The sequence below is a fragment of the Rhodanobacter umsongensis genome (assembly GCF_042654965.1).
Classification (GTDB): Bacteria; Pseudomonadota; Gammaproteobacteria; order Xanthomonadales; family Rhodanobacteraceae; genus Rhodanobacter; species Rhodanobacter umsongensis.
Genome location: NZ_JBHSMK010000003.1, coordinates 394,972 through 419,429 on the forward strand (window position 1 = coordinate 394,972; position 24,458 = coordinate 419,429).

The window sequence follows — 24,458 nt, forward strand, 5'->3', positions numbered from 1 at the left end:
GTCGTCCTCCAGCAGGCTGCCGCCACAAGGGCGGGCGCTTCGGTGGAACTACTGGCCGGTCGCGGCTTTTTCCTTCTGTTCCGCCATCCGCTTTTCCAGATAGTGGATGTTCTGGCCGCCGTGCTGAAAGCCGACGTCGGCCATGATCCGCTGTTGCAGCGGGATATTGCACTTGACGCCTTCGATCACCGTCTCCGCGAGCGCCAGGCGCATGCGCGCGATCGCGGTCTCGCGGTCGGGACCATGCACGATCAGCTTGCCGATCATCGAGTCGTAGTTCGGCGGAATCCTGTAACCGTCGTACAGATGGGTATCGACGCGCACGCCGGGGCCGCCCGGTGCCTCGAAGCGCTTCACCATGCCCGGGCTCGGCATGAAGGTATCCGGATCCTCGGCGTTGATGCGGCACTCGATCGCGTGACCGCGGATCACGATGTCTTGCTGCCTGATCGACAGCTTCTCGCCGCCGGCGATCAGCAACTGCTCACGCACCAGATCGACACCGGTGATCAGCTCGGTCACCGGATGCTCGACCTGGATGCGGGTGTTCATCTCGATGAAGTAGAAGCGGCCGTTCTCGTACAGGAATTCGAACGTGCCGGCGCCGCGGTAGTTGATGCGCAGGCAGGCGTCGACGCAGACCTTGCCGATCGCGGCGCGCTGTTCGTCGGTGATGCCCGGTGCCGGCGCTTCCTCGACCACCTTCTGGTGGCGACGCTGCATCGAGCAGTCGCGTTCGCCCAGGTGGATCGCGTTGCCCTGGCCGTCGGCCAGCACCTGGATTTCCACGTGGCGCGGATTCTCCAGGAACTTCTCCATGTATACCTGTTCGTTGCCGAACGCCGCCTTGGCCTCCGCCTTGGTCATGCTGACCGCGTTGCCGAGCGCCGCCTCGGTGCGGACCACGCGCATGCCGCGGCCGCCACCGCCGCCGGCCGCCTTGATGATCACCGGGTAGCCGATCTCGCGGGCGATCTTGATGTTGGCGTCCACGTCCTCGCCGAGCGGCCCCCCGGAACCGGGCACGCACGGCACGCCGGCCGCCTTCATCGCGCGGATGGCCTCGACCTTGTCGCCCATCAGGCGGATCACGTCGGCGGTCGGGCCGATGAAGATGAAGCCGGATTGCTCCACCTGTTCGGCAAAATCCGCGCGCTCGGAGAGGAAGCCGTAGCCGGGATGGATCGCCTGGGCGTCGGTGATCTCGGCTGCCGCGATGATGCGTGGAATGTTGAGGTAGCTGTCGACCGACGGACCCGGCCCGATGCAGATCGACTCGTCGGCGAGGCCGACATGCTTCAGGTTGCGATCCACGGTGGAATGCACCGCCACGGTCTTGATGCCCAGACTGTGGCAGGCGCGCAGCACGCGCAGCGCGATTTCGCCGCGGTTGGCGATGACGACTTTTTCTAGCATGGGAGCTCCAAGGAGCGCAGAACGGGGAACGGGGAACGGGGAACGGAAAGATCAAAAGCGCGATACCGCAGCTCCTGGCTTTTTCGTTCCCCGTTCCCCGTTCCCCGTTCCCGCTCAATCATCAGGCAATCACGAACATGGGTTCGTCGAATTCCACCGGCTGGCCGTTCTCGACCAGGATGGCCTGCACGGTGCCGGCCACGTCGGCCTCGATCTGGTTGAACATCTTCATCGCTTCGATGATGCCCAGCGTTTCGCCGGCCTTGACCTGCTGGCCGACCTTGACGAAGGCGGGCGTGCCGGGCGTGGCGGAGGCATAGAAGGTGCCCACCATCGGCGCCTTGACCACATGGCCGGCGGGCAAGGCATCGGCAGCAGGAGCCTCGGCGACGGCAGCCGCCGGAGCGGCAACGATCGGCGCGGGTGCGGCGGCCACGGCGACTGGAGCGGCAACGGGTGCGGCGCTCTTGGGTACGCGTGACAGGCGGACGACTTCCTCGCCCTCCTTGATCTCCAGTTCGGCGAGGTTCGACTCTTCAAGCAAGTCGATCAGTTTCTTGATTTTGCGCAAATCCATCGGATCAGCCTTTGTCAGTCATGCCACCGGAGTGGCCGGAAGTGGAAGGGGTGGCCGTACGGCCTGATTCGTTCATGCCGCGCCGGGCGGGTCGGCGGGCAGTCGCTGGATCGCCGCTTCCAGCGCCAGCCGATAGCTGTCGCCGCCGAAGCCGCAGATCACGCCGACCGCGATGTCGGAAAGATACGAGTGATGGCGGAAAGGCTCGCGGGCGAACACGTTCGACAAATGCACTTCGATGAACGGGATCGCCACCGCAGCCAGCGCATCGCGTAGCGCAATGCTGGTGTGGGTAAGCGCGCCGGCATTGACCAGGATGGTTGCGGTCCGGTCATCGCGAGCCTGGTGCACGCGCCCGATCAGCTCGTGCTCGGCATTGGACTGGTAACAGTCCAGCGCATGCCCGGCAGCCTGCGCCTGTGCGGCCAATCGCTGGTTGATGTCGGCCAGCGATTCGTGGCCGTAGATATCCGGCTCGCGTGAACCCAGCAGATTGAGATTGGGTCCGTGCAGGACCAGGATCTTTGCCACGGAATACCCCGCTCGCGTCCGGCCGTCCCGGAACCGGCCGCAGTGTGCGCGCCGCGATGATTATTGTCCAGTTCACTGCAGATCGGCGATGTTCAGCGGAGAAGCGCTAAGTTCCGTGCGGAACCGTATGTCGACGCCTTCAAGGCTCACGCCGCGCCGGGCCGAACCATTGCCTCAACTGGGCGGCGGGGATGGCTCCGGCGTGGGTAGCCAGAACCTGGCCGTCGGCGTCGATCAGGACGCTATAAGGCAGCATTTCTCCCATATTGCCCAAGGCCAGCGAGGTGCTTGGCGGGCTGAGCCGGCCCAGCAGGATCGGATAGTTCGCTGGATGAGCGGCCAGAAAGGCGCGCGCGCGAAGGGGATCATCCATCGCGATACCCACCACGATCGGAGCGTGATCGCCAAACTCTTCCTGTGCATGGGCCAGCGAAGGCATCTCCTGCAGGCATGGTTTGCACCAGCTCGCCCAGAGATTCAGCAGCACGCGGCGACCCCGGTAATCGCTCAGCCGATGGAGCTTGCCGTCGAGGTCGGGCAGTGTCAGGTCGGGCAGCTGTCGGCCGACCAGGGCTGCGCCGGTAGCTGTGGGCGCTTCGCCGCGGTGCTGCATGTAGCCGCCCGCAGCCGCGGCCAGCACCGCCAGCCCCAGGATCATCCAGTTGTTGCGGCTCAACATCACCGTGCCGCCTCGGTCAGCGCCTGCTCCACCGCCGAGGGTGTCAGCACCGTCGACAGCTGCTTGCCTGGGCCGCCGTTCTTGGGGAACACCACGTACAGCGGTACGCCGGGCGAGTGGTACTGCTGCAGGAATGCGCTGATGCTCGGGTTGACGTCGGTCCAGTCGCCTTTCATGTAAACCGCGCCGGCGCGCTGCAGCAGCCCGCGGAACGCCTGGGTGTTCAGCACGGTGTGCTCGTTCGCCTTGCAGGTGACACACCAGTCGGCGGTCATGTCGACAAAAACCGGCGTACCGGCCGCGCGCAGCTCGGCCAGCTTTCCGGGACTGTAGGCGACCACGCCCTCTACGGCGCGGACGGCTCTGGACGATGGCGGCACGTGGGCCAGCAGATACATCGGCGCCAGGGTGGCGATGGCGAGCACGATGACCAGCGCCTTGCTGGCCGCGCCGCGCGAGCGGCTGCGCTCGAACCACCACAGGGTCATGGCCAGCAGCACCATCGCCACCAGCACCAGGCCGACGGCATCGGCGCCGCGCTGATTCGCCAGCACCCACACCAGCCATACCGCGGTGAGATACATCGGAAACGCCAGCACCTGCTTCAGGGTTTCCATCCAGCGTCCGGGTTTCGGCAGGAGACGAGCCAGCGCCGGCACGAAGCCGATCGCGAGGAACGGCAACGCCAGCCCGAGGCCCAGCGCCAGGAACACCAGCAGCGCCGTCAGCATCGGTGCGGCAAAGGCGTACGCCAGCGCGCCGCCCATGAACGGCGTGGTACACGGGCTGGCCACCACCACCGCCAACACGCCGGTGAAGAAATCACCCGCCGGGCCGGAGCGCGCGGCCAGGCCGGCGCCGGTATTGCCCAGCGATGCGCCGAACTGCACCAGGCCGGACATCGACAGCCCTACCGCCAACATTACGCAGGCCAGCGCGCCGACCAGCAGCGGCTGCTGCAGTTGCGAGCCCCAGCCCAGCGCATGGCCAGCGCTGCGCAGGGCGAGGATGCCCAGCCCCAGCGTGGCGAAACTGCACAGCACGCCGGCCGTATAGAACAGCGCGTGCCGACGTGCGGTGGCGCGGCTCTCGCCGCTTTCCAGCACGCTGACCGCCTTGATCGACAGCACCGGCAATACACACGGCATCAGGTTCAGCACCAGCCCGCCGCCCAGCGCAAGCAGCAGCGCTGCTATCAGGCCGGTGCGCATCGGCGGCAGGACCTGCGCCGCAGTCTCGACGGTCTCGCCCGTGGCGGTGGCGCCGCCGGCAAGATCGATATTTGCCGACCGGGTCATCAGCGGATAGCACAGGCCGCCGTCCTGGCAACCCTGGAAACCCGCATCCAGCGTCAGGTGCGTGCGATCACCAAGGTCGCCTTCCACTGCTACCGGCAACTCCACCTGATCGAAGTACACGATGACATCGCCGTAATGCTCGTCGTGATGCGGGCTGCCAGCCGGCCACGCCGGCTTCAGGTCCAGCCCGGCGGCATCCCTGAGCTTCAATGTGGTCTGGTCGCGATACAGGTAGTAACCCTTCGGCATCGTCCAGCGCAGCAGCAGTTGATGCGATCCCTGCGCCAGCGCCTCGAAGCGGAAGGCCTGCTCGGCCGGCAGCGGGGTGCCGACCACGCCTGCCGGATGTCCGTTCCCGCTGCCGAGTTGGCTGAGGGCGGCTCCGAGCGAGCCGGCAGCAGGTGTCGTCGTATCGGCGCCACCGCCGACCGGCAGCGGCAGATCGAGTTGCTCGGTGTGCGGCGGATAGCAGATTTTCGGATCGACTTCATGGCAGCCCTGATACTGCACGCCGAGCTTCAAGCGCGTGCTGCCGGCTGCCACGGCGTATGGAATGCTGGCATCGACGCCGCGGTGATAGGTCTCCACGTCGCCGAGGTACTCGTCGTGGTGCTTCTCGCCATCGGGTAGCTGCGCTTGGCCGAGGGTGACGCCATCGCCACCCTTGAACGTCATGCGGCCCCGATAGAGGTAGTAGTCCGGCGCAATGGTCCAGTGCAGCTTGAGCACGCCCGGCGTGGAAGCGTCGGCGCTCAGTTTGTACGCTTCGGTGACCGGCAGCAGCTCATCGGTGCCCTGCGCGAACGCCGGCATGACGGCCAGCAGCAGGCCCAGCCAGACAAACAGACGGAGGGCCATTCGGCCAGCGGACAGCAGGGGCATCACGACTCCGGCAACAGTAAGGCCCGCGCGCCGCGCGGGTGGGGCGATCATTATGGCCCAGTCGCCGCGGTTCACCCTGCGGCGTTGGCACGCACCCACTCGAGGTACGCCTCGTGGCCCCGGGCCACCGGCACGGCGACCAGCTCCGGGACCTCATAAGGATGCAGTTGCAGCAGCCGGGCTTTCAGCGCATCGAAACGCCCGCCGGTGGTCTTGATCAGCAGCAGCTCCTCGCTGCCGGTGGTCACTTCGCCTTGCCACCGGTAAATGGATCGGATGCCTGGCAGGCGATTGGCGCAGGCGGCCAGCCGCTCGCCGACCAGCGCCTCGGCGATGGCCTGGGCGCTGGCCGCATCGGGGCAACTGCAATAACAGAGGAGCACGGTATCGGGCACGGCTCCAGCCTAGCGTGGGCCGCCTCGGGACGCATCCAGTGCGGGCTGCGTTTCGCCGTGCCCGGGAGGCGTCGTGCACAGGGACGCTCGCGTGATCCCATGGAGCCGCAGCCCTTGAAACCCACCGGCATCCACCCAATTAGCTGTTCGTTCCCGGTTCAAAAGCTCTTGCGGCGGCGCGCTGTACCGCTAAAATTGGCACTCATATACCATGAGTGCTAACAAGATGGCCGATCCGGGTCTTGCAAGCCTTGTCCCACCTCAATATGGAGCTATCCCATGAGCAAACTGCGTCCGTTGCACGACCGCGTCATCGTCAAGCGTCTGGAAGAGGAGCGCGTCTCCGCCGGCGGCATCGTCATCCCCGACAGTGCCACCGAGAAGCCGACCCGCGGCAAAGTCGTTGCCGCCGGCACCGGTCTGATCATGGCTGACGGCAAAGTCCGTCCGATGTCGCTGAAGGCTGGCGACACCGTGCTGTTCGGCAAGTACGCCGGTCAGGAAATCAAGATCGACGGCGAGGATCTGGTCTTCCTGAAGGAAGACGACATCGTGGCCGTGATCGAAGGCTGATCGGAGCGGGGAACAGGGATCGGGGGACGGGGAACATGCAGCGCTACGCAGCGCGCAGTTTCCGGTACTCCCCGCCTTTCCTGTTCCCCGTTCCCTGTTTCCCATTCCCGCTTTCCCATTCTAGATAGAGGCAAAAAATCATGGCAGCTAAAGAAGTCCGATTCGGCGAAGACGCCCGCGCCCGCATGCTCAAGGGCGTGAACACCCTGGCCAATGCGGTCAAGGTCACCCTGGGTCCCAAGGGCCGCAACGTCGTGCTCGAGAAGAGCTTCGGCGCACCGACCATCACCAAGGACGGCGTGTCCGTCGCGAAAGAGATCGAGCTGGCGGACCGTTACGAGAACCTCGGCGCGCAGATCGTCAAGGAAGCTGCTTCCAAGACCTCCGACGTGGCCGGTGACGGCACCACGACCGCCACCGTGCTGGCGCAGGCGTTCATCCAGGAAGGCCTCAAGGCCGTCGCCGCGGGGATCAACCCGATGGACCTGAAGCGCGGCATCGACAAGGCCGTCGCGGCTGCCGTCGGCGAGCTGAAGAAGCTCTCCAACCCGACCGCGAACGACAAGGAAATCGCCCAGGTCGGCACGATCTCGGCCAACTCCGACACCAACATCGGCGACATCATCGCCACCGCGATGAAGAAAGTCGGCAAGGAAGGCGTGATCACCGTCGAGGAAGGCTCGGGTCTGGAGAACGAGCTGGACGTGGTCGAGGGCATGCAGTTCGATCGCGGCTACCTGTCGCCTTACTTCATCAACAACCAGCAGAGCCAGCAGGTCGAGCTGGACGACCCGTACATCCTGATCCACGACAAGAAAGTGTCGAACGTGCGCGAGCTGCTGCCGGTGCTGGAAGCTGTCGCCAAGGCCGGCAAGCCGCTGCTGATCGTTGCCGAGGAAGTGGAAGGCGAGGCCCTGGCCACGCTGGTGGTCAACACCATCCGCGGCATCGTCAAGGTTGCCGCCGTCAAGGCGCCGGGCTTCGGTGACCGTCGCAAGGCGATCCTGGAAGACATCGCGGTGCTGACCAACGGCCAGGTCGTGTCCGAGGAAGTCGGCCTGTCGCTGGAGAAGACCACGATCGCCGATCTGGGTCGCGCCAAGCGCATCGTCATCACCAAGGAAAACACCACGATCATCGACGGTGCCGGCGAAGCGGAGAAGATCCAGTCGCGCATCGGCCAGATCAAGGCACAGATCGAAGAGACCTCGTCCGACTATGACCGCGAGAAGCTGCAGGAGCGCGTGGCCAAGCTGGCCGGCGGCGTGGCGGTGATCAAGGTCGGTGCCGGCACCGAGATCGAGATGAAGGAAAAGAAGGCCCGCGTCGAAGACGCCCTGCACGCCACGCGCGCCGCCGTCGAAGAAGGCGTGGTCCCGGGCGGCGGCGTCGCGCTGATCCGCGCGCTGAAGGCGGTCGAAGGCCTGAAGGGCGACAACACCGACCAGGACCTGGGCATCGCGATCACCCGCCGCGCGCTGGAAGCGCCGCTGCGCGCGATCGTCTCCAACGCCGGCGAAGAGCCGTCCGTGATCCTCAACAAGGTCAAGGAAGGCAAGGGCAACTTCGGCTACAACGCCGCCACCGGCGAGTTCGGTGACATGGTGGCGATGGGCATCCTGGATCCGACCAAGGTGACCCGCTCGGCCCTGCAGCACGCGGCATCGGTCGCCGGGCTGGCGATCACCACCGAGGCGATCGTGGCCGAGTTGCCGAAGAAGGACGACGGCCACAGCCATGGCGGCGGCGGTGGCATGGGCGGCGGCATGGGTGGCATGGGCGGTATGGACTTCTAAGTCCCCGCACAATTGCCTCGAAGAAGACCCCGCCTCGTGCGGGGTTTTCTTTGTGAGCGCGACGAGGGTCGCGCATGGGCATCCAGCAAAAGGCCTCGGGAGTTTCCCGAGGCCTTGCCCTGCGCGGGCTACTGCCCGATCAGTGGCCGTGCGCCGCGTTGGCGTTCACCTTGGCGTCGGCCTCCACCGATTGCCCGGCAGCGGTCTGCCGGACGGCGTCGCCGACCGCGCCAGCGCTGCGGTCGGTGGCGCGGATCGCCGAATGGGCGGCATCGCGCACCTCGCCACCCACGCCGTGGCCGGCCGCACCGGCTTGCCCGGCGGTGTTGGCGGTGTCGACGCCTGCGCCCGTATCGATGTTGGCGTTCGCGCCTGCGTGTGCATGGCCCGCGCCGGCATCGGCCGAGCCGCCGGCCGTGGCCCTGCCACTGCCGTTGACGGTCGAACGGGTGCTGTCGACGGCCTTGTGGGTCAGGTGCCTTGCTTTGTGGCCGGCACGTTGCGTGGCCTGTGCACCCGCGTGGTCGATCGAATGGATCGTATGGGGAACGACAGCGCCGGTGTTTACCCCGGCGCCGACTTGCGCGGCGCCGCCAAGATTGACCTGGGCGAACGCGGGGATGCTGAGCGTACTGGCACCAATGACGAGGGTGGCAAGGATGGTCTTGTGCATGGATGAATCTCCTGAGGGCTCGGGGAGCGACGAAGGTGCTCATCGCTCAGCCGACGCTAGGCGGCGGCAACCCACTGATAGATGAACGCCTGCGTTCCTGCTTCAGCCTGTAGCCAGCTCGCTGAATCGCAGGCCGCGCGAGCCATCGGGAGATCACGACGCGTTCACGGGTCGGCCAAGTGCCGAGGGGCTTGAGCGAAGGAGCCGTTGAAGGGCCGTTTCCGACCCTTGCAACTAAGGCATCACATTCGCGGGGACCGGCGCCGATGCATCGCCGTTGTGGGCCATGCCATTGGCGGGCGGAGGAGCCGGGCCGGGCAGCAACTTGTCCAGCTTGCCGGCGATGCGCAGTTGGTCGACGCTGGCCATGGCCTGGTCGAGCTTCTGCACATCGCTGCCCTCGGCGGGCGGCGGTGCGCCAGGCGCCTGGGTCAGCGCGGCGAGTTGCGGGCCGACCACTTCGGTCAAGGCGAAATAGGGGTCATCGCGAATCCCGATCCGCGCCAGCAACTTGCCGGGCAGCAGCCAGGCGGCTGTATCCACGGTTCTCGGCGGGTGCGGATGCTGCGGATCGACCAGCAGCCAGACGCCGGCCTGGCTCAGCATGTCGCCGCCATCGACGAAGCCGGTGATCTGGTAGCTGTTGCTCAGCGCGGGCAGGTGGTCACCATAGAACAGCACCAGGCTGGGGCGTTTCCGTTGCGCCAGCAACTTCACCATCCGGCCCAGTTCGGCGTCGGCGTGTTGCAGATGGTAGAGATAGGTCTGCAGCTCGCGCTTGTCCTTGCCGGAAATGCCATTGGGCACAGGAATGGCATCGCGTTCGGCGATGCGGCTCGGCTCCACGTCGTACGGACCATGCGCCTCGATGCTGATTGCGAACAGGAACTGCGGCGGCCCGCTGTCTTTCAGCTGCCGCATGATCTCGTCGGTCATCGCCTCGTCGGCCATGTACTTGCCGTCCATCGTCGCGCCAGCCGGGAATGCGGCTTGCGATACGAACCGATCGAAGCCGAGCGACTTGAACGCGGTGACGCGGTTCCAGAACGCCGGGTCGTTGCCATGCAGCGCCGTCGTCGAGTAACCGTGCGCAGCCAGCGTGCGCACCAGGCTCGGCAGGCCCCGGTGGCTCATCTGCAGGTACGGAAACTGCAGGTTGTCAAAGTAACGCAGCGACAGTCCGGTGAGCACCTCGAACTCGGTGCGGATGGTGCCGCCGCCAAACGTCGGCACATGCAGTTTGCCGCTGGTGCCCTGCGCGGCGAGGCGGCGCAGATTGGGCGCGAAGTTGCTGTGCTCGTAGCCGCGCATGATGGACGGATCGAACAGCGACTCGCTTTGCACCACCACGATATCCGGCAGTTCGCCGCCGGCCGCCGGCGAGCCCATGGCCTGCAGCATGGCCGGCTTCGATTGTTCGATCAGGGCCATGGCGGCGGCGCGGTCGGGCTTGTGCTGGCTGCGGCCGTACTGAAGGTGAAACAGCATCAGCGAACTGATCAGGCCCGAATGCTCGGTCGTGGTGGAGGCCGACCACGGCTCCAGCCAGAGCACCTTGGCGTTGTAGATCCTGCCCCACGCGGGCAAACCGAGCAGCATGCTGAGCAGCGCCACCGTCAGCACGCCGCCGGCCAGGAGGCGTGGCCGGCGGGGATGCCGCACGAAGATCGGTGGCTCCAGCCGCCACGCCGCCACGATCACCGCCAGCGCCACGAGCAAGCCCAGATAAGGCCACGGGCTATGCGGCAGATAGCCGGCCAGCAGATGCAAGCCGCCCTTGCGCAACTGCCCGACCATACGGAAATCGTCCGGCAGCAGCGGGGTGCCCAGGTTCGCCACCTTCAGCAGGTTGACACCGTAGATCAGCCCCTGCAGCAGGAACGCCAGGCCGAATGACAGCAGCGCCCGCCGGGTCAGCGCCACCAGGATCGCCGCCAGCAGCAGCCCCGGCCAAGCGTTGGCCAGCGGATAGCGCGGCTGGTCAAGCAGGCGCAACGGAACCACGCCGACGCCGCCATCGAGCCCGCCGGTCAACAGCACGAAGGCCAGCGCCAGCGTCAACAGCAGCGCAAGGCGCGGGGCCAGTGAGCGCCAACGGCCGGGCGGGATCGCGAAATTCGGGGGCATGGCAGTCCTGCGGTCGCTGTCATGGTGAGGACATGACAATGTAATGCGCTGCAGATGAACAGCGGGTAGGCGCGGGGAAGCCCGATAACCGGCCCGTTCCGCACCATCAAGCGCACACCATGTGTACGCGTGGGCCCGCGCTGCCCGCCGATGCGTCGAAGTCATGTCGGCGTTTGCCCGCTGCGGCACAATGGCGCGATGCCTGCCCACGAATCCGCCGCGCTGCGAGCGCTGATCGACGATCGCTACGGTGATCTTGCCGCCCGCTGTCGCGTCGCCGGCGTGCCACTGCACGATGACGCCGGCGTGGCCGAACGGATCCGCCGCACCCTGCTGGCCAGCGACTTTGCCTTCGACGTGTGGTGCCGTCAGCCGCAGTTGCTGGCGCCGGCCGGGCTGGAGCGGCTGCGCTCGGGCAGCGACGCCAGCGCGCGCATCGACGCGCTGAAACTGCCCGACGACGAGGCCGCCTGCATGGTCGCGCTGCGCCGCTTCCGCCATGCCGAGGCGTTGCGGCTGGTGTTCCGCGACGTCAACGGGCTGGACGAGTTGCCGGAAACGCTGTCGGCCACCAGCGTGCTATATGAGGCATTGCTCGACGTGGCGCTGGGCTGGTCCGAGCGCGCGCTGGCCGCGCGCTACGGCTCCAGCCGCGGCCAGGACGGCGCGCTGCAGCGGCTGCTGGTGATCGGCTTCGGCAAGCTCGGCGGCAGCGAGCTGAACTTCTCCTCCGACATCGACCTGGTATTCGCCTACCCGCAGGGCGGCCAGACTGACGGCGCGCGTTCGCTCGACAACAGCGAGTATTTCATCCGGCTCGGCCGCCAGCTGGTGCGCCTGCTGAACGAGCCGACCATGGACGGCATCTGCGCACGCGTCGACCTGCGCCTGCGCCCGTTCGGCAATGCCGGCCGGCTGGCGCTGTCGTTCGCCGCGATGGAGCAGTACTACCAGAGCGAAGGGCGCGACTGGGAGCGTTACGCCTGGATCAAGGCGCGTCCGGTCGCCGGCGACCGCGCCGCGGGCAAGCACCTGCAGGAATTGCTGCGCCCGTTCGTCTATCGCAAGTACCTCGACTACACCGCATTCGCCGGACTGCGCGAGATGAAGGCGTTGATCGATGCGGAAGTGGCGCGCAAGGATCTGGCCGACAACCTCAAGCTCGGCCCCGGCGGCATCCGCGAGATCGAATTCATCGTGCAGCTGACCCAGTTGATCCGCGGCGGCCGCGAGCCGAGCCTGCGCGTGCGCGGCCTGCTGCCGGCGCTCACGGCGTGCGAGGCGCGTGGCCATATCGGTGCGGCGCGCGCGCGCATGCTGCGCGACGCATACGTGCTGCTGCGCCGGGTCGAGAACCGCGTGCAGATGTTGCGCGACGCCCAGACGCACGACATCCCCGAAGATGCGCTGAGCCGCGAACGCATCGCGCTGAGCCTGGACTATCCCGACTGGACGGCGCTGGCGGCGGCATTGGGCAAGCATCGCGCCATCGTCAGCGAGGAGTTCGCCGCCGTGCTGATGCCGCAGGGTGGCCGTACCGCCAGCGTACCGGCCGCCGATATGGTGCTTTGGCAACGCGCCTGCGACGAATCACTCGATGCCGACACGCTCGAAGCTTCCGGCTTCTTGCCCGGCGTCGAGCTGGCCGACACGCTGCTGAAACTGCCCCAGGCCGCAGCGGTGCGCGCGATGTCGGCGCGTTCGCGCGAGCGGCTGGACCACCTGATGCCGCAGTTGTTCAGCGCCGCCCGCGCCACCACCGCACCCGCTGCCAGCCTGCTGCGCCTGTGCCGGTTGATGCAGGCGGTGGCGCGACGCTCGTCGTATCTGGCCTTGCTGGAGGAGCAGCCCGCCGCGCGCAAGCGGCTCGTGCGGCTGTTCGCCGACAGTGCGTTTCTGGCCGAGCGCGTCATCCTGCAGCCGCTGTTGCTCGACGACGTGCTTGATCCGCGCATCGATCAACTGCCGTTCAAGCGGGCGGACATCACGGCCGAAATCGCCCGCGTGCTGGGCACGCTGGACGAGCGCGAAGCCGAAGCGGAGCTGGAGCGGATCAACGAGTTCCGTGCCTCCACCGCGTTCCGGCTGGGGCTGGCGTTCAACGATGGGCGTGCCGATGCCGTCGCGACCGCGCGCCGGCTGGCGGCGCTGGCCGAGTCGATCGTGGCGGCCGTGCTGGCGCTGGCCGAGCGCGAGCTGATCGCCCAGCATGGGCGGTTGCCCGGTGAAAGCTCCGGCTTTTCCGTGCTGGGCTACGGCAGCCTCGGTGGCGGCGAGCTCGGCTTCGCTTCCGATCTGGATCTGGTGTTCGTCTACGACGGCCGCCGCGCGCAGGCGATGAGCGACGGTGCGCGTCCGCTCGAAGGCGCGCGCTGGTATCAGCGCCTGGCCCAGCGGGTGATGAACTGGCTTACCGTGCTGACCCGCGCCGGGCGCATGTACGAGGTGGATACACGGCTGCGCCCGGATGGCTCCAAGGGCCTGCTGGTCAGCAGCCTCGATGCGTTTGCCGCGTACCAGAAAAGCCGCGCGTGGACGTGGGAGCATCAGGCCCTGCTGCGCGCGCGCCCGGTGGCCGGGGATGCATCGCTCAACCGTGAACTGGCTGAAGTCCGCCGCGAGATTCTCGCCGTGCCGCGCGATCTCGCGGCGGTGCTGGCCGAGGTGGGCAGCATGCGCCAGCGCTGGCGCGCCGAGCGCGACCGCTCCGACGCTCGTCAGCTCGATCTCAAGCAGGGCCGCGGCGGCCTGCTCGATATCGAGTTCGCGCTGCAGGGGCTGGTGCTGGCTCATGCGGCGCAGTGGCCCGAACTGCTGGGCGTCACCGCCAACGCCGGCCTGATCGAAGCGTGCCGCGTCGCCGGCCTGCTCAATGCCGATCAGGCGGCGATCCTGACCGTGGCCCACGCCGATCTGCTGCAGCGCGCGCTGGCCTGCACGCTCGACCTGCGCTCGCGCATCTCGCCACGCGATGCGGAGCTGGAGCAACTGTGCGACAGCGTGCGCGGGGTCACCGATGCGCTGGGGTTTGCGTTCGGTTGACGAAAGGCTTGGCGTGCAGCCACTTCGAGCACGGTTCACTCAGGTCAACGGCCGTTGCGATTGCCAGCGTTCGATACGCGCGCGCAATTCGGCAGCGACGCCGGCCGTCTCCCGCAGCGGTGCGGGCGCAGGTGTTGCCGAGCTGTCCAGATCATGCAGCCGGTTGGCCTCGCGCAACGCCTGATGGAACCGTTCGATCTTCGCCGGCAACGGCGCGGTGACGAAGGTCTGCACCGGGCAGCCGACGGCGCAGGCTTCCGAGAGCATGTTCACCGAGTCGGGGGTGACCACCAGCCGGTCGGCCCAGCCGAGTACGCCGGGGTAGGGGTTGCGGCCGTCGTCGCTGCCAGACCAGATCAGGCCGGGCGCCCCTCCGAGGGCGTGCCGAAGAACCTCGATCAGCGCGGGCGGGGTGCGCCGTGAGGCCAGCACCAGCAGGCTGCCGCCTTCGAGATGCTGGCGTTGCAGCAGGCGTGCGGCCAGCTGGCGCGCGTACTCGGCATCCAGCGCAATGCCCCGGCGCGGGCCGCCCAGCAGCACACCCACGCGCGGACGCGGCAGCTCGGCGAAACCGGGGCAGGCTTCGCGGCCATCGGCCAGCCATGCGTCGTTCACCGTGTTCAACGAGCCGAGCGGTCGCAGCACGTTGGCGCCGGCTACGCGATCGTGCCGCGGTGCGATCACCGTATCCCACTGTGCGGGGTCGATGCGTGGATCCAGGATCTGCACGGTGTAGCACCGGCCATCGGACAGGCTGCGCAGCATGCGGGTGAACAGCGCGGCTGCGCGACCGCAACCGATGGCGACGTGCGGCCAGGGCGGCGCGAACAGGACACGCTGGCGGGCAGGCAGGGCGAGTCGCCCGCCCGCAGTGAGCCGCGGCGCCAGCCATGACCAGGGCGCCCGCGGTTGCAGTACGAGATGGCGCATCGGCAACTGCAGGTGTCCGGCCAGGGCCAGCGCCTGCCGCTGGTTGCCGGCGGCGGCATCGGTGATGACCCAGCATTCGCCTGGCAGCGTCAACACGCGGGCGACTGCTGCGGCATTGTTTCCCCGATCAACACAGTACGTTCTCCGCAGCCACGGTTGGTTGGCGTTCGCCCGCCTATACACTGGGGGAATATGGCGCCACCGCCGGCGCCTCTTTCAAGAGGATACCCATGAGCGAGTTGCTTTCCGAGGCCACCCTGGATCAGTTGTTCCGCAGCGCCCGCACGCTCAACGCCTGGCTGCCGAAAGAGGTCAGCGACGAGCAGTTGCGCCAGCTGTACGAACTGGCCAAGTTCGGCCCGACCAGCGCGAACTCCTCGCCGATGCGGGTGGTCTTCGTGAAATCCGCCGCGGCCAAGGCGAAGCTGGCGCCGCTGATGTCCGACGGCAACCGGGCCAAGACGCTGGAAGCGCCCGTGACCGCAATCATCGGCACCGACCATGAGTTCTATGAGCACCTGCCGAAGCTGTTTCCACACGCCGACGCGCGCAGCTGGTTTGTCGGCAACCAGCCGCTGATCGACGTCACCGCATTCCGCAACGCCACCCTGCAAGGCGCCTACGTGCTGATGGCGGCGCGCGCGCTCGGGCTCGATTGCGGGCCGATGTCCGGCTTCGACAATGCCGGCGTGGATGCGGCGTTCTTTGCCGGCACCGCGATCAAGTCGAATTTCGTGATCAGCATCGGTTACGGCGATGCCAGCCGCAACCTGTTTCCGCGCAGCCCCCGCCTGGCATTCGATGAAGCCTGCACGATCGCCTGATACCTCATCCACACTTTCCCGAGGAACACTCCCATGCACGCATTGAAATATCTTGTCCTGGCCGGGCTGCTCAGCGCCGCCGTGTCCGCGCAGGCTGCACCGGTCACCTACAAGCTCGATCCGCACCACACCATGGTGCTGTTCAGCTGGAACCACTTCGGCTATTCCAACCCCACCGCCGATCTCGGTCTGGGTGAAGGCACCCTGGTGTTCGACGAGCAGCATCCGGCGCAGTCCAGCGTCGAGGTGACACTGCCGCTGGCTGATCTGGACACCCATGTGCCGGCGCTGGACGAGCATCTGAAGAAGCCGGACTTTCTCGATGCCGGCAAATACCCGACCGTGACCTTCAAGAGCACCAAGGTGCAGCCGCTGGGCGGGCACAAGTTCATGGTTACCGGTGACCTGACCGTGCACGGGGTGACCAGGCCGGTGGTGCTGTCTGCCACGCTGAACAAGGTCGGCCCGCACCCGATGAGCAAGCTGCAGTCGATCGGCTTCGACGCCACGGCCAGCATCAAGCGTTCGGATTTCGGCGTTGGCGCCTACGTGCCCAACGTCGGCGACGAGCTCACCATCCGCATCACCACCGAGGGCTCGGTACCGAAGGCCGATTCGGCCAGGTAAGCAACCGCCGCAAAAAAAACCGCGCCATCATGGCGCGGTTTTTTTGTCGCATGGCGGATGCCTCAGTCGGGCTTCACGCCGGCGTCCTTCAGGGATTCCAGTTTGCCCATGTCGACGCTGGTGACGGCCTGCTTCAACTGGTCGATGCTGTCGACATTGCCGGTGGCCTTCACCGTGAAGCGCTTGCCGAGCACCACGCTGTACTCGCCGGTCTTCGACTGGGTGTCCCACGCTTCATGGACCATGTTGCCGTTGGCGGTGTAGGTCTTCTCGTAGCCGTGGTCGGTTTCCTTCTCTTCCTCCGGCGCCATCGCGGCGGCCATCGCCATGAAGCCCTTGGCGCCGCCGGTGTCGGTGACTTCCAGCGTGATGCGCTGGTCGTTGTCGCCGGAATACTCTGCCGTAGCTTCGGAGATCTGCATGCCCATCGCATTGTTGCGCTGGGCCGAGGTGCTGGTGCGCTTGAGGTTGCCCAGGCTCTCGGGCAGGAACGCCTTGATCTGGTCGGGTGCCAACGCCTCGACCGGGCCGTTGCTGCCGGATACCGCGCCCATCATCTTGGCCATCGCCGCCGACTGGGCGGCGCTGTCGCCGGATTTCTGGGCCGCGTCGAGTTCCTTGCCGGCCTGCTCGGCGCGCTGGCCTATCGCGGCGAGCTTGCCGAGTGCGCTGTTGCCGTCCACGGTGACGCTGTCGCCATCGTTGCCGCTGACATGCAGCCCGCTCATGGCGGCACCGGTCATCGCAGCGGTGCCGATCACGCCGCCGACGATCAGCGCCACGATCCAGCTCAACACGATGGCTATGATGATGCTGACCACGGTGTAGCCGGCGGCCTTCTCCGGCGGGCATTTCATCGTGTGCGGCAGGCCCAGGTACAGAAGATAAATGGCGTACACGGCGCCGACGATCGCGATCAGCCAGCCCAGCCATGGCACGATCACCGCGATGCCGGCGATCCAGCCGGCTGTCCACGAGTAGGCAACCGTCTTGAGCGCCTGCACCAGGTCTTTCTGGCCGCCGAAGGTCGGTGCCAGCGCGTTGACGATCAACGCCATCACGTAGACCAGCGCCAGGGTCAATGCGTAGTGCAGCAGCATGCCCACGATGCCCATGCCGATCGGCGTGCGTACCGTGATTCCAAACATGCCGGTGCCGATCAGGCTGCCCTTGATGAAGCCCGCGATCGTGGGCAGGGCGACGATGATGGCGATGTATCCGGCGTAAAGTCCGCCCACCGTGGCCGGCTCGGCAGCAGCCGCTGGCCATTCGGTCCTGGGTGTCGTCAGAATGCCTTTGACGCGTTCGATGATTTTTCCGGAATCCATGGTCTGCTCCTGAAGCATTTGCCGTTGGCCCGATGCGACGCACCGGGTCGCTGATGACGTGCTCGTTTCAGGACAGGGCCTGCAGCAACCTGTCGGCCCGATCCGCGACTGATGTTCTCTTGCTCCCCTTCTGTCCCCCGGCAGAAGGCTGCAGCCTGCTACCATTTGCGGCCTGATGTCCAGTATGGAGGCCACTGATGTCACCCACCATGTCCGCGACGGTGCCACCGGTGCCGGCAAATGCCGAAAATCGTTATGAAGTGACGCGCGCCGACCTGCCGCTGTCCTGTCCGATGCCCGGCATGGAGCTGTGGAATTCGCATCCGAAGGTGTATCTGCCGATCGTCGATGACGACGGCGAATCAACCTGTGCCTACTGTGGCGCGCATTACGTGCTGCGCGACTGATTTTTCGGCGGCAGCGGGTTCATGGCGGCACCGTTTTTGCTTGCCCTCAAAGAATGAAGGCCGCCAGTCCCGAACTCATGTCCAGCATTGCCGTCCCCGCCAAGCTGTTGACCGTGGTCCAGCTGATACCTGCGCTGCACTCCGGTGGCGCGGAGCGGTCGGCGCTGGAGATTGCCCGGGCGCTGGTGCAGGCCGGACATCGCTCGGTGGTGATTTCCGCGGGAGGCCGGCTGGCCGCGCAACTCCAGGCCGAGGGCAGCGAGCACGTCACGCTCGACCTGGGCCGCAAATCGCTGCTCACCTTGACCCGGCTGGGCCCGCTGCGCCGGGTGCTGCGCGAGCTCAAGCCGGACATCGTGCACGCCCGCTCGCGGCTGCCGGCCTGGATGGGCTGGTGGGCACTCAAGGGCATGACGCCGCGGCCGCACTTCGTCACCACGGTGCACGGTCTCAATTCGCCGGGGCGTTACAGCGCGATCCTGCTGCGTGGCGAGCGTGTGATCGCGGTTTCGCAGACCATGCGTGACTACGTGCTCAGCCATTACCGCTGGCTGGAGCCGGCCAAGGTGCGGGTGATCCCGCGCGGGATCGATCCGGTGGCGTTCCCCTACGGCCACCGGCCCGACGACGCCTGGCAGAAGACCTTCTTTGGCGAGTATCCGGCGCTGGCCGGCGCGCCGTTGCTGACCCTGCCTGCGCGCGGCACGCGCCTGAAGGGCCATCACGATGCGATCGAGCTGCTGGCCGATCTCAAGCGCCGGGGCATCGAGGCGCGCCTGCTGCTGCTGGGCGTGATCGAGCCAGGCCGCGAAACCTACGTGGCCGAGCTGCGGGATCTGATCCGCCTGCGCGGGGTCACCTCGCAGGTGGCGCTGACGCCGCCGCGCCACGACATCCGCGACATCTATGCGATATCCGCGCTCGTACTGCAGTTGTCGAACAAGCCCGAATCGTTCGGCCGCACGGTGATCGAGGCGTTGTCGCTGTGTCGGCCGGTGCTGGGCTACGCGCATGGCGGCGTCGGCGAACTGCTGGCCGAACTGTATCCGGCAGGCCGCGTGCCGCCGGGGGATCGCGAACGATTGGTGGAGCGCGCCGCCGAACTGCTGCGCGTGGCGCCGCCCATCTCGCCGCTGCAGAGCTACCGGCTCACCGACATGCAGGACGCCACCCTGGCGCTGTACGACGAAGTCACCTCCGGCTGACCGTGCCGCGCGGGTGTTCGCGCTCGCCTACAATGCGGGACCGCCTTCCTTCGATCCACGCATGACCTCTTTCGGCGCTTCACTCAAGGCTGCCTTGCGTTCCCCGCTGCTGCCGTTCTGGCTGGTGGTCGCGTTGCTGCCGTTCGGGCGCAGTTCGGAAGTCGGTACCGCGCTGTGCCTGCTCGGCGTGATCCTCCTTTTTACGCGCTCGCCGCAGGCATGGCGGCAGCACCCCGGTGCGCGGCTGCTGCTGTGGCTGCTGGCCGCATATGTGGGCGCCGCGTTGGTGTCCGCCGTGGACGCGATCATGCCGGGCAAGAGTTGGAGCACCGTGGCCGCCTTGCTGCGCTATGCGCCGCTGGGCCTGTACGGCTGCTTCGCGATCCGCCGCGAGCACAAGCTGCAGGCGCTGTATGTGGCCGTGGCGCTGGTGTTGGGATTGTGGTGCATCGACGCGTGGACGCAGGCACTGACCGGCTGGAGCCTGGGCGGCCACGCCGAGGCGGAACGTGTCTCCGGCATTTTTGGCGCCGACAATCTCAAGCTGGGGCCGACGCTGGCCGTGCTGTCGCCCTTTGCGTTGTGGGCGGCGCGGCGGCGCTGGGGCGTGCCGGGCTTGCTGCTGGCGTTCGCGCTGGTGCTGGGCCCGATCCTGCTGGCCGGCTCGCGCGCGGCGTGGGTTTGTTACGCGCTGGTCGCGCTGGGGTTCGTCTGGCGCGAGGCCGGATCCGCGTGGCGCTTTGCCGGCCTGTGCGTGATCGCCGTGGCCGTGCTCGCGCTGGCGGGCGGCATCGCCTGGAAGACCTCCAGTCGTTTTCAGGACCGGATGCAGCGCACCTTGCTGGTACTGCACGGCACCGACCAGTCCGTCGACGCCGCGCTCAGTGGCCGGCTCGATATCTGGCGCACCAGCGTGGCGATGACGGCGGCACATCCGTTCAATGGCGTGGGCGTGCGCGGGTTCCGTTATGCCTACCCGCGGTACGCGCCGGCAAATGACTGGTTCGTCGTTTCCGGGGAAGCCTGTGGCGTGGGCGAAGGAGCCTGCCATGCACATCAGTTGGTGCTGGAGGTGCTCACCGAGACGGGCGCCATCGGTCTGCTGCTGTGGCTGGCCGCGCTGGCGCTGGCGCTGCGGGCGTGGCGCCGGGTGGGGGCGGCGGCGCGCGCGCGCGCCTTTCCGGTCACGCTGGCATTGGGCGTGATGCTGTTTCCGCTGAACACCCATCTGGCCTTCTATTCGGCCTGGTGGGGGCTGCTGTTCGCCTGGCTGCTCGGGCTGTGGTGCGCGGCGCTGTACGTGGAGGCGGACGATGAACGGGCGTGAGCCGCTGTCGGTGGTGGTGACGACGCACAACAATGCCGCCACGCTCGACGCCTGCCTGCGCAGCGTGAGCTGGGCCGACGAGATGGTGGTGCTGGATTCCGGTTCGACCGATGCCACGCTGGCCATCGCGGCCCATTACGGCGCCCGCATCCACTCCCAACCCTTCGCCGGCTACAGCGCACAAAAGCAGGCGGCGATCGACCTGGCCAGCCACCGCTGGGTGTTGCTGCTCGACTCGGACGAATCGATCGCGCCGCCCGCAGCCGCCCTGCTGCAGCAGGTGCTGGCGATGCCCGCGCATGCCGGCTACCAGTTGTGGCGCCGCGAGTGGCAGTTCTGGCGTTGGCAATCCGCGCGCAGCCGCCTCAACCACTACGTGCGATTGTTCGACCGCCAGCGGGCGCGGATGAGCGAGCACCATGTGCACGAATCTGTCCAGGTCGACGGATCGGTGGGCGTGCTCGACGCCATCATCGATCATTACGGCGAACCCGACATCGCCGGGCGTACCGCCAAGGCCAACCGCTACTCGACACTGCAGTTGGCGGATCTGGGGCGGCGCAAGGTGAGCTGGTTGCGGCTGCGCATGGTGGCCTATCCGACCGTGGCGTTCCTGCGCTACTACGCGTTGCGCGGTCACTGGCGATCGGGCTGGGCCGGTTTCATCGCGGCGCGCATCCATGCGTTCTACGCCTTCCTGAAGTACGCGAAGTTGTACGAGCGCCGGCGCCAGTCGCGCGATTGATCCGGCGCGGGCTCAGTCGCTGGCCAGTATCTGCAGGAACTGGCTGGCGATCACCGGCGTACTGAAATGCTTCTGCACGTAGTCGCGCGCGGCTGCACCCATCGACATGCGCAGGGATGGGTCGCACAACTTCAGGATGGCATCGCGCCATGCGGCCACGTTGCCCGGCGGCAGCAGCAGGCCGGTCACACCCGCCTCCAGTGTCTCGGGAATCCCGCCGATGTCGCTGCCCAACACCGGCACGCCGGCGGCCTGCGCCTCGACCGAGACCCGGCCGAATGTTTCCGTCGCTATCGATGGGAAGGCCAGCATGGACATCGCGCTGAAATACGGCTGGACGTCATGGATCCAGCCCAGGAAGTGATGCCGGCCCGCGGTCGCGTCGGCGGCGGCGCGTTCACGCAGCGTCCGCGCACCCGGGCCATCGCCCAGCCACAGGCAATGCAGCCGCGGCTGCTCCGCCATGGCCGCGCAGGCGGCTTCGAACAGGGGAAAGATGCCCTTGCCGTTGTGCATGCGGCCGGTATAGCCGAGGAGGATCGTTTCCTCATCCAGGCCAAGCGAGCGCAGGATCTCACTGCGTCGTTGCGCATCGGGCCGGCACAACTCGGTGTCGACCGGGTTGTAGAGCACCCGTACCAGATGGCCCGGGATGCCTCGATCCAGATAGGCCTGGCGGGCGTACTCCGAGACCGCAAAGAATCGTTGCGCGAGGCGCGGTATCAGGCGGGCGGAGAGGGGGCGCATGGCCGGCGTGCGATGACGGAACAGCGCGACCCGGATGCGCAGCAGTCGTCCGACCAGGATCAGCGGCCAGTATTCCTTGCCGAAGTTTCCCACCAGCCAGTCCGGTTTCAGCTGTCGCTCCGCCTTTAAAACGGCGATATAGCCGCGCAGGTCGAATACGTTGCGGAACTGCGCCGGGTAGCGGTGGACGCCGGAGCTGGCCAGCCCCTGCCAGATCAGGCCATCGGGATAGACCACCGCCGTGACCTGATGCCCGGCCTCGACCATGGCTTGCGCCAGTGCGACAAAGTGACTGGCGGCCCCGGTGTTCTCGGGGTTGGTGCCGACAAAAAGGAGCTTCACGCGCGGCGATCCTCATAGCGCGACAGCACCCGCATGCCGAACTGTGGCAGCAGGTGGTGGCGTGCAACCTGGACCCGCGGCAGTCGCCACAGATCCATGCCCGCGAGAGCCCGGCCGCGCCGGGTCGAGGTCGCGGCGGCGAAGCCGGCTTCGCGCACCCTGCCGGCCACGCGGTCGTCGGTGTCGCCATACGGGTAGCAGAACTGCGTGACCGGCGCGCCAAGGTGATCCTCCAGCGCCGCCTTGCTGCCGTGGATCTCGTCGTGCAGCTGCGCGTCATCGCATTGCGTCAGGCGGGGATGGCTGCGGCTGTGCGCACCGATTTCCATGCCGCCACGGTGCCAGCTGCGCAGTTGCTCCACCGACATCAGCGGCTTGCGCAGGCCCAGCCGCTCGGCATCCCACTGGTTGCATTGCCCGACACTGCCGCTGACGACGTAGCAGGTGGCGCTGAAACCGTAGCGCTGCAGAACGGGCAGCGCGGACTCCAGATTGTCCACGTAGCCATCGTCCAGCGTGATGACCGCGATGCGGCCTGCGCGTTCGCCCCGCAGGTACGGCATTGCGGCCGACATGGACAGGCCGGTGTAACCGCATAGGCGCAGCAGCCACATCTGCCGCGCGAACGTGGCCGGGCTCACGAACAGGCTGCGATACACGCGCAGGTCGCGCGGTGCGCGTGCGATGTTGTGGTACATCAGGATGGGCATGGGGGTTGTCCCCCGTAGGCCGGCTTCGTCCATTTATCCAGTTCCTTTGCCGGTGCGGCGCGATGGAGCGGTGAAACCTTGCACGGGTCGACTCCGGCCCGATCATGCGACAAGCCCGGCGTCGTCTCGGGATGGCGGATCGATCGTGCGAGGTCGCCACTCGGACGAGGCAAGTCGACGTGATCGACTCTGTCCGCGAAAGCGGCGCAATTTTCAGCGAGCCAGGCTTTCACCTGGCTGTCGTCGTCGTCAATATATCGCCGGCTCGCCAGCTGGCCGGGTCTTGAAGCGCTTGTGTACCCACAGATACTGCTCAGGTGCCTCGCGCACCATCTGCTCGATGCAGGCGTTGATACGGGCGGTATCGGCCAGCACGTCGGCGCCGGGAAATGCTTCCAGCGGCGCACCGAGCCGCAATGCGTAGCCTTGGCCATCCGGCAGCCGCCGATGGAAGAACGGGACCACCGTCGCGCCGGACAACCGTGCCAGATGATGGGTGGCGGTAATGGTGGCCGCCGGAACGCCGAAGAACGGCACGAACACGGAGTCCTTGCTGCGCATGTCCTGGTCCGGGGCATACCAGAGCGTGCCGCCGCTGCGCAGGTATTTCACGGTGCCGCGGATGTCGTCCTTGTCGAACATCGCCGAGGCGTAATGCAGGCGCGCACGCAGCACGACCCACTCGAACACGGTCGAGTCCATCCGCCGGTACATGCCGGCGATGCGGATGCGCTGGGAGACCAGCCGGGCGCATAGTTCCAGATGGGAAAAGTGCCCGCCGACCAGCAGCACGCCCCGGCCCTGGGCGCGCGCCGCTTCCAGGTGTTCCAGCCCTTCGATGCGGGTCGGCACGTCCGCGATGCGTTGATCACGGCCCATCCATCCCAGCGCGAACTCCACCAGCATCATGCCGATGTCACGCAGGTTGGCGTCGACCAGCGCGGCGCGGGCGGCTGCATCGAGCGCGGGGAAACACAGTGCGATGTTGGCCTGCGCGATTTGCCGCCGCGCCGACGGCATGCGCGACACCAGTGCGCCAAGCCGGCGGCCCAGCCAGGCGAGTGCGCGCGGCGGCAGTTGCGCGATCAGCCAGATCGCCGCCACTCCCATCCATGCCGGCCAGTGGCGCGGCGCAAGCAGGGAACGGGTGAACGCGGGACGGGGCATGCCGGGCATCGTCTGCATTGTAGAGGAGGCGGCGGGCCGGGACGACCGTGCCCGCCGGTGTCGCGCGCCCCGCTCTCGTATACTGCCGCGTCGGACGCCAGGCACCAGAC

22 protein-coding genes are annotated in these 24,458 nt (G+C 67.1%); 9 read left to right on the forward strand and 13 right to left on the reverse strand.

The genetic code is table 11. The features are described from left to right. Positions 1–48: 48 nt before the first annotated feature. From accC to cutA, 6 genes are all read right to left on the reverse strand, one after another. Entirely contained in the window at positions 49–1,416 is a 1,368-nt protein-coding gene (gene accC, locus ACFPME_RS07040) for an acetyl-CoA carboxylase biotin carboxylase subunit (RefSeq protein WP_377303516.1), read from the reverse strand. A gap of 121 nt (positions 1,417–1,537) precedes the next feature. Beyond that, positions 1,538–1,993, reverse strand: coding sequence for an acetyl-CoA carboxylase biotin carboxyl carrier protein (accB, locus tag ACFPME_RS07045; protein WP_377303518.1), 456 nt, complete (start codon positions 1,991–1,993; stop codon positions 1,538–1,540). A gap of 72 nt (positions 1,994–2,065) precedes the next feature. Continuing rightward, on the reverse strand, positions 2,066–2,524 hold the full coding sequence (gene aroQ, locus ACFPME_RS07050) for a type II 3-dehydroquinate dehydratase (RefSeq protein ID WP_377303520.1): 459 nt from the start codon (positions 2,522–2,524) through the stop codon (positions 2,066–2,068). A 139-nt stretch (positions 2,525–2,663) separates the two neighbouring features. After that, a complete protein-coding gene (locus tag ACFPME_RS07055; RefSeq protein WP_377303522.1) occupies positions 2,664–3,182 on the reverse strand; it encodes a TlpA family protein disulfide reductase in 519 nt (172 codons plus the stop codon). A gap of 20 nt (positions 3,183–3,202) precedes the next feature. Beyond that, positions 3,203–5,383: a protein-disulfide reductase DsbD family protein gene (locus ACFPME_RS07060; RefSeq protein ID WP_377303524.1), complete on the reverse strand. Its 2,181-nt coding sequence runs from the start codon at positions 5,381–5,383 to the stop codon at positions 3,203–3,205. Positions 5,384–5,454: 71 nt separating this feature from the next. Further along, positions 5,455–5,778: a divalent-cation tolerance protein CutA gene (gene cutA / locus ACFPME_RS07065; protein ID WP_377303526.1), complete on the reverse strand. Its 324-nt coding sequence runs from the start codon at positions 5,776–5,778 to the stop codon at positions 5,455–5,457. Positions 5,779–6,057: 279 nt separating this feature from the next. Here cutA and ACFPME_RS07070 point away from each other — a divergent pair, with 279 nt between their 5' ends. After that, on the forward strand, positions 6,058–6,351 hold the full coding sequence (locus ACFPME_RS07070) for a co-chaperone GroES (protein WP_377303528.1): 294 nt from the start codon (positions 6,058–6,060) through the stop codon (positions 6,349–6,351). A 140-nt stretch (positions 6,352–6,491) separates the two neighbouring features. Continuing rightward, on the forward strand, positions 6,492–8,147 hold the full coding sequence (groL, locus tag ACFPME_RS07075; RefSeq protein WP_377303530.1) for a chaperonin GroEL: 1,656 nt from the start codon (positions 6,492–6,494) through the stop codon (positions 8,145–8,147). 139 nt (positions 8,148–8,286) lie between these two features. Here groL and ACFPME_RS07080 read toward each other — a convergent pair whose 3' ends face one another. Both ACFPME_RS07080 and ACFPME_RS07085 read right to left on the reverse strand, forming a co-directional pair. Then, entirely contained in the window at positions 8,287–8,820 is a 534-nt protein-coding gene (locus ACFPME_RS07080) for a hypothetical protein (protein ID WP_377303532.1), read from the reverse strand. Positions 8,821–9,054: 234 nt separating this feature from the next. Next, positions 9,055–10,947 carry an LTA synthase family protein gene (locus ACFPME_RS07085; RefSeq protein ID WP_377303534.1) on the reverse strand — a complete coding sequence of 631 codons (1,893 nt, stop codon included), beginning with the start codon at positions 10,945–10,947 and terminating at the stop codon, positions 9,055–9,057. A 198-nt stretch (positions 10,948–11,145) separates the two neighbouring features. Between ACFPME_RS07085 and glnE the strand changes: the two genes are divergently transcribed. Further along, positions 11,146–13,989: a bifunctional [glutamate--ammonia ligase]-adenylyl-L-tyrosine phosphorylase/[glutamate--ammonia-ligase] adenylyltransferase gene (gene glnE, locus ACFPME_RS07090; protein WP_377303536.1), complete on the forward strand. Its 2,844-nt coding sequence runs from the start codon at positions 11,146–11,148 to the stop codon at positions 13,987–13,989. Positions 13,990–14,028: 39 nt separating this feature from the next. On the opposite strand, the gene ACFPME_RS07095 is transcribed toward glnE, so the two are convergent. Continuing rightward, a complete protein-coding gene (locus tag ACFPME_RS07095; RefSeq protein ID WP_377303538.1) occupies positions 14,029–15,015 on the reverse strand; it encodes a mitochondrial fission ELM1 family protein in 987 nt (328 codons plus the stop codon). Positions 15,016–15,149: 134 nt separating this feature from the next. Here ACFPME_RS07095 and ACFPME_RS07100 point away from each other — a divergent pair, with 134 nt between their 5' ends. Next, positions 15,150–15,743 (forward strand): malonic semialdehyde reductase, encoded by a 594-nt coding sequence (locus tag ACFPME_RS07100; RefSeq protein ID WP_377303540.1) that lies wholly within the window; start codon positions 15,150–15,152, stop codon positions 15,741–15,743. Positions 15,744–15,776: 33 nt separating this feature from the next. After that, the gene (locus ACFPME_RS07105) at positions 15,777–16,370 is read left to right on the forward strand and encodes a YceI family protein (protein ID WP_377303542.1); all 594 of its coding nucleotides are present in this window, start codon (positions 15,777–15,779) and stop codon (positions 16,368–16,370) included. 62 nt (positions 16,371–16,432) lie between these two features. On the opposite strand, the gene ACFPME_RS07110 is transcribed toward ACFPME_RS07105, so the two are convergent. Then, positions 16,433–17,698, reverse strand: coding sequence for a Yip1 family protein (locus ACFPME_RS07110; RefSeq protein ID WP_377303544.1), 1,266 nt, complete (start codon positions 17,696–17,698; stop codon positions 16,433–16,435). Positions 17,699–17,895: 197 nt separating this feature from the next. Here ACFPME_RS07110 and ACFPME_RS07115 point away from each other — a divergent pair, with 197 nt between their 5' ends. The 4 genes from ACFPME_RS07115 to ACFPME_RS07130 all read left to right on the forward strand — a co-directional run bounded on the left by ACFPME_RS07115 (position 17,896) and on the right by ACFPME_RS07130 (position 21,382). Then, entirely contained in the window at positions 17,896–18,105 is a 210-nt protein-coding gene (locus tag ACFPME_RS07115; protein WP_377303546.1) for a zinc-finger domain-containing protein, read from the forward strand. Between the two features lie 77 nt (positions 18,106–18,182). After that, positions 18,183–19,310, forward strand: a complete 1,128-nt coding sequence (locus ACFPME_RS07120) for a glycosyltransferase (RefSeq protein WP_377303548.1) — start codon at positions 18,183–18,185, stop codon at positions 19,308–19,310. Positions 19,311–19,371: 61 nt separating this feature from the next. After that, on the forward strand, positions 19,372–20,637 hold the full coding sequence (locus tag ACFPME_RS07125; protein WP_377303550.1) for an O-antigen ligase family protein: 1,266 nt from the start codon (positions 19,372–19,374) through the stop codon (positions 20,635–20,637). Continuing rightward, positions 20,624–21,382 carry a glycosyltransferase family 2 protein gene (locus ACFPME_RS07130; protein WP_377303552.1) on the forward strand — a complete coding sequence of 253 codons (759 nt, stop codon included), beginning with the start codon at positions 20,624–20,626 and terminating at the stop codon, positions 21,380–21,382. Before ACFPME_RS07125 ends, ACFPME_RS07130 begins: the two co-directional genes overlap by 14 nt. Positions 21,383–21,394: 12 nt before the next feature. On the opposite strand, the gene ACFPME_RS07135 is transcribed toward ACFPME_RS07130, so the two are convergent. The 3 genes from ACFPME_RS07135 to lpxL form a co-directional block, all read right to left on the reverse strand. Then, positions 21,395–22,471, reverse strand: coding sequence for a glycosyltransferase family 4 protein (locus tag ACFPME_RS07135; RefSeq protein ID WP_377303554.1), 1,077 nt, complete (start codon positions 22,469–22,471; stop codon positions 21,395–21,397). Beyond that, entirely contained in the window at positions 22,468–23,181 is a 714-nt protein-coding gene (locus ACFPME_RS07140) for a polysaccharide deacetylase family protein (RefSeq protein ID WP_377303556.1), read from the reverse strand. Before ACFPME_RS07140 ends, ACFPME_RS07135 begins: the two co-directional genes overlap by 4 nt. A gap of 249 nt (positions 23,182–23,430) precedes the next feature. After that, positions 23,431–24,348, reverse strand: coding sequence for an LpxL/LpxP family Kdo(2)-lipid IV(A) lauroyl/palmitoleoyl acyltransferase (gene lpxL, locus ACFPME_RS07145; RefSeq protein WP_377303558.1), 918 nt, complete (start codon positions 24,346–24,348; stop codon positions 23,431–23,433). Positions 24,349–24,458 lie beyond the last annotated feature (110 nt).